Source organism: uncultured Thiodictyon sp., from assembly GCF_903828115.1.
Lineage (GTDB): Bacteria > Pseudomonadota > Gammaproteobacteria > Chromatiales > Chromatiaceae > Thiodictyon.
In genome coordinates, this window is the sequence record NZ_CAIKKU010000641.1 from 1 (window position 1) to 5521 (window position 5521).

The 5521-nt window shown below is 57.9% G+C and carries 4 protein-coding genes; all 4 read right to left on the minus strand.

Translation table 11 applies throughout. The features are described 5' to 3' along the window. Positions 1 to 351: 351 nt before the first annotated feature. On the minus strand, positions 352 to 4476 hold the full coding sequence (gene pglX / locus QZY48_RS24310; protein ID WP_295435931.1) for a BREX-1 system adenine-specific DNA-methyltransferase PglX: 4125 nt from the start codon (positions 4474 to 4476) through the stop codon (positions 352 to 354). Positions 4477 to 4510: 34 nt separating this feature from the next. Then, the gene (locus QZY48_RS24315; protein ID WP_295435933.1) at positions 4511 to 4933 is read right to left on the minus strand and encodes a type II toxin-antitoxin system VapC family toxin; all 423 of its coding nucleotides are present in this window, start codon (positions 4931 to 4933) and stop codon (positions 4511 to 4513) included. Beyond that, positions 4933 to 5214, minus strand: a complete 282-nt coding sequence (locus tag QZY48_RS24320) for a hypothetical protein (protein ID WP_295435935.1) — start codon at positions 5212 to 5214, stop codon at positions 4933 to 4935. Before QZY48_RS24320 ends, QZY48_RS24315 begins: the two co-directional genes overlap by 1 nt. 121 nt (positions 5215 to 5335) lie before the next feature. Continuing rightward, a partial coding sequence (locus tag QZY48_RS24325; RefSeq protein ID WP_295435936.1) for an AbrB/MazE/SpoVT family DNA-binding domain-containing protein occupies positions 5336 to 5521 on the minus strand: 186 nt, incomplete at its 5' end.

Genomic DNA, 5521 nt, shown 5'->3' on the forward strand with positions numbered 1-5521 from the left:
AGGGTCCGCTGTGCGGACCACAGACCTCGCAGTCGGCTGCCAGACCGGGGTTATGATCACGGCCCTCCCGAATATTGAGCCCCAAAGGGGCGCCACATACCAGCCCAGGGCAACGCCCTGGGTGAGGTGCATGAGTAAACCCAGCCCTGAAAGGGCGTGACAAACGGCCGCACCAAATAACTGAGTAGCGAACGATGTCACGCCCCTTCAGGGCTAGGCATCCACCGACGACCAACCCAGGGCGTTGCCCTGGGCTGGTATGTCGCGCCCCTTCGGGGCTTACCCTCGCCGCGCCCGCGAAGTCATCGCCAGAACGATGATGAAACCCCAACGCCTGAGACCCGTATGCAATCATTCTGCACTGGTGCCGGTAACCGCCTTGACCTCGGCGAGCAGGTCGCCGAACTTGGCGTAGTTGACCTTGACGCCGTCGTCCAGGTCCAGGGCGATGCGCTGGTCGGCGTAGTGACGCAGTTGCTCGTCGTAGCGGCGCAGTTCGTCGAGCTGGCGGGTCAGCTTGTCGCGCTCCTTTTGCAGCCGCTTGGCTTGGGCCGTGGTGGACGCGGACGCGATGTCGTCGACCAGCCGGTCGATGCGGGCGGCCATCTTGCCTTGCAGCGGGACCACGTATTCCATCCGCATGCGCGCGAGGGTGCCCTCGTGGTAGCGGTGCAGATAGACCAGGGCCTCGAAGGCCTTCTGCTTGCCGCTGGAAAAGCACCAGTAGATGGGGCGCCGCTTGTAGGTTTGCAGGTGGTCCTTGAAGAAACTGGTGGAGAGATAGCGGCGGATGGTCTCGTCCGGGGTCTCGCCGGACTTCGATCCCAGGCTTTCCGCCAGCCAGGCCATGTTCTCGTTCAGCGTCTCTGTGCCCCAGACGGCCAACAGGAATTCACGGATGCGGTTGGCCGCGTCGTCGTCGAACCAGTTTGCATCAGTGATGGGAACGATGCCGTCGGCGTCGGCGGGGAAGGGATTCTTGTCCACAGATGACACAGATGGACACAGATGTTCATTTCTTGATCTGTGTTCATCTGTGTCATCTGTGGATTCTTCTCTTGTGGCATCAGTGATACCGCCGGGGGCGGGGAAAGAAGAATTGTCCACAGATGACACAGATTTACACAGATGTTCATTTCTTGATCTGTGTTCATCTGTGTCATCTGTGGATTTTTCTCTTACGGCATCAGTGATACCGTCGGTGGCGGGGAAAGAGGAATTGTCCACAGATGACACAGATTTACACAGATGTTCATTTCTTAATCTGTGTTCATCTGTGTCATCTGTGGATTCTTCTCTTGCGGCATTGTAGATTGCCTCGAAGTCCTGGTTGCCGCTATGCGCGTAAATCAGTCCCGGCCGGTCCAGGCGATACCGGCCCATCATACAGCCGATAGCGTAAGAGATCAGCTCAGTCATCGTGTCCTGACAGAATCGCACCGACTGCTCATCTTCCATGAGACTTCCGCCATAGCGGTAGGCAGGATTGACCGTGAGTGTAATCTGGTCGATAGGGACGTCAGGCAATAGTTCGCCTTGAAGGCTGTAGGCGTCGATGAAAAGGCGATTATTCTCCTCTTCAATGCGCTTCATCTGAGCGATGGTTTCACGGTTCTTGACGATCCACTTGGCATAGCTGGCTGCAAGGGTTTCTCTGGGTCCGTGGGATGTCTTCAAGATAGGTATAGACTGAAAATCCCAGGAGCGTTCGTAGCCGTCCCAGTCACACTTGGAGAACAGCATAATCTCACGCGCACGAGAGGCAACCCCATCATTAAGCGACTCGATAATCATCGGGATACGAACCACATCCCCAACCTTAAAGTCTAACGTCGGGGATAAGAAAGAAAGATATTGGCGGGCAACACAGGAGTTAAGAAGAGCGAGGATTTCATAATGATGCAGCGAGAACCCCTTAGCTCCTTTAGAATCGAATAAATAGCCCTGCGGAGAATGGCGCACAGAAAACGGCCCCGATGTAATAGCAGACCACGTCAACCCTTCACGAAAGCCGAACTCGCCGTTATAGTTATGAGATCTTAGCTTGCCAGTTGTCACGTCTTTGTGACTTTTGATGCTATGGCCGCTATATTTATACTCGACTACGAACTCGTTATTTCCATACCATTTCCTAAACTCGCCACCCTTATTGTATGGAAACCATGTTCCCTCGGATAATTCGGCGTCTTCTTCGGATGCGCACTGGAGTCGAATCTCCTTATAAGAAACTTCGCTCCAATAACGAAGAAAACGATCATTGTCAGCTGTGGCCATTCCCTCTCGGGTTGTGAAAACATTTCCAAGAGGTGGATGTGAGAAAGACTGCACAATCTGCTTGCTAGCCCAGTAGGCTAGTGGTCGACCAGGTATCTTGCTAAAGTCATCCGCTGAAACGAAAAAGCGGGCACTCGGATCCCTTGCAAGAAATACAGCATCTTTGTCCGCAGCCTGATGCGCGCTATTCAAATCGATGAATGTGCTGACGAATCGCTTATGCCGGTGATTCACAAGCGAGAATACCGTCGCTCGCGCAACTTTTGAGTTCATCGACGGAAAACTGTTGTAGCCAATTTGTACCATAGTAGTTAAGGTTTTCTCCCCCAGCATCCGTTTGCGCATCTTCTCAAATGAAGACAAGAACATCCAGCTCTGCATCGTGACCATCGCGATTTGACCAGTCTCCTTTGCCAGCTCATACCCACGCTCGATGAAACACCCGAAAAGATCATTCTTAGCATCTGGAAAACCATCCACGGCGAATTTCTTCACCAGAGGATTCATGCCTTTAGTGCCCATATACGGCGGATTCGCAACCACGGCATCGCACCGAATAGCGAGCACGCGCGCCTGCGTTACCAGTGGCAACAGTCCTTCCGCTGCCGCCCGGGCGAACACGTCTCCACTCTCCACGGCCTGCAATAGAGCCGCTTCCATCTCCGGCAACGCCTTAGCCAGCGTGGTGGGAATCTGAATCAGCGACCCAAAGGTCTTGGCCTCAGCGAACGTATCGATCAGGGCGGCAATCGTCGAGCGGGTTAGCGCAGCGTAGCCCGACGTTTCCGGCGCAACCGACTCGCCGAGGCTCATCTGCGGGAGGGTGCCGGGAAAGAGGTCATCTTGAGCGAATGCGAGCGGGGGCTGTCGGGTTACGCCCTCCGGGCTAACCCGACCTACCATCGCGGCGATGGGTTGCAGAGAGCGGGTCAATTCGTCCGCATTCAAGCCCTTGCTCTCCTGCAAGGCCAGGACATTGAGCTTGGGCGGGTCATCAAGCAGCCGCCGGTCATCGGCGCGGGCCTTCATCAACAACGCAAAGCCGGCCAATTGGGCGGCCCGGTCGTCGATGTCCAAGCCGTAGAGGTTCTTCTCCAGGATCAGCCGCGGAATATCCCGGGGGCGGTAGCCGCGCTCAAGGTAGATGGCCTTGAGTACATCGTAGGCCACGACCAGGATATGCCCGGAGCCGCAGGCGGGGTCCAGGACGGTGATAGTCTCAGGGGATAGGGGATAGGGGATACGGGATAGGGGGGCGTCAGAAGCCGTGTCTCCCCCCCTATCCCCTATCCCCTTATCCCTATCCCCTTCCTCCCGACAGCGCGCCGCAATCAACGCATCCAACTGCGCCTGCACCTCCGCCGTCTGCTCCGCCGGCTCGATGTAATAGGGCCACTCGCCCTTCAAAGTCGATGCCGGGTTGGCCATGAGCCACAAACGCCCGACGCTGTTCTGCACCAGATATTGGACGATCCAGTTGGGTGTGAAGAGCTGGGTGGCGGCGGGGATGTCCTCGCTCTTCACCACCTTGCCGATCACCTGGTCCTTCTTCTCCGAGATATAGAACTGGTAGAGCCAGCCGATGATCTCGACCTCCTGCCAGTCCTCTTCCGGGATGGTGCCGACCAGGTCGCGGATCAGTGAGTCGGTCTGGAGCAGGTTGTCGGGCAGCAGCAGTTCGGTCTCGTCGTCCACGCGCTCGAACAGAAAGGGCATGGCCCGGTGCAAGGCCCGGCACTGGGCCAGCAGCAGGTCGCGATACAGCTCCTCGTCGCGGTTGCCATCCATCTTGAGCTCGATGACCCGCTCCCGATCCAAACCCGGCAGGTCCAAGTGCTCGGCGTGCCCCAGGACCTCCGGCAGGGCCTGGCTCGCGGGGTGGCTCAGCACCCGGAAGCTGTGGTCCAGGTAGCCGTGCAGCTCCATGAAGCGGATGGCGATGAGGCGGTTGAACCAGGTGTAGGCCGCCGCCTCCATGGTCTGCTCGAAGCCGTGCTGCTTGACCCGCGCGGCGAGCTTCCGGCGCTGGGTGCCGACCGACCGCGGGTAGGGCTGCCCCTCGATAAAGACCAGTTGCCCCTCCTCCCGCACAGGCGCCGTACCCTTGGCGGTGAGGCCGAAGGTGCCCGCGCGGCGGGTGACGGCGGCGATGAAGTCGCGCCGGGCCTTGGGGGCGTAGGTCTTGATCTTATTGGTATTCATGATCCATGATCTGCTATTTATCCACAAACGACAGTCAACGTAGGCATATTCCCGCGATACCGGCCTGCAAACCGGCCTTCACCAGACGCTTGTCCAGACTGAGCATTACGCAGGAATGACGCTGCGCCAGGGCAAGATGCAAGGCGTCGCCGGCACGCAACCCGACCCGCCAGTCTCTCAGCAAGGTCGCCGCATTTCGATAATCTTCATGTTGCACTTGCAGGTGGACAAAAAAGCCGCGCAGCGCCTCGTACTTCTCCAGGCCCTTCTCCATGTCAGCCTCATCGATCTGTTTCGTTCGGCATTTGATACCGAAGGCGGAAACTAACTCTGTTTCCGTCCATGCGCTCACCGCCAGGGGGGAGTGAGCGGGATCTCGCAGCGCGGCCTCCGCCTGAGCGGAATAGGGTTCAATGACCAGATATGCCATCAATACACTGGTATCGGCGTAGTGCATCAATAGCGATCCTCATCGCGCATTTCGCGGCAGAGATCGCCCGCGCTGACAGTTTGCAGCGGAAACGTTGCGCGAAAGTCTGCCAGACTCGGAAGGACCTGAGCAGCGGATGGCTCCATGACCTCTCCGTGCTCGCACGCTTCCGGGTCAGACGCGGCGGTGACGGTCGCGGGACCATCCTCCAAGGGCCACAGGATCGCTTCGATCCGCTGGTGCTGCAATTCGGCAGGTACAGGGATGAAGGCTGGAGCATTCTCATAAACGATGCGGGCGGGATTCACGTTGCATCCTCCATTTCAGTGCTTGGACTGTCAAAATCAGTCGATTCGGCGCGGCCTTGATATCGTTTCGACCGTAGGGTGGACAAGCGCAGCGCAGTCCACCGAATCCCGCGCCGCCGCTTCATTCGGCCAGGGCTTTGAGCGTGTTGCGATAGCGACGCATGCCGTCTTCGGCCGCCGCCATCTGCTGCTCGAAATCCGGATCGTAGGGGGTAAGTCGATAACCGCCCTCCGGGGATTCGGTCAAGATGACCCGGTCGCCGTCCGCGAGTTGCAGGCGGCTCAACACCTCGCTAGGTAAGCGCAT

Excerpts from the sequence above, each read along its gene's own strand:
- pglX (WP_295435931.1), bottom strand. The coding sequence starts at position 4,476 with ATGAATACCAATAAGATCAAGACCTACGCCCCCAAGGCCCGGCGCGAC.
- QZY48_RS24315 (WP_295435933.1), bottom strand. The coding sequence starts at position 4,933 with ATGCACTACGCCGATACCAGTGTATTGATGGCATATCTGGTCATTGAA.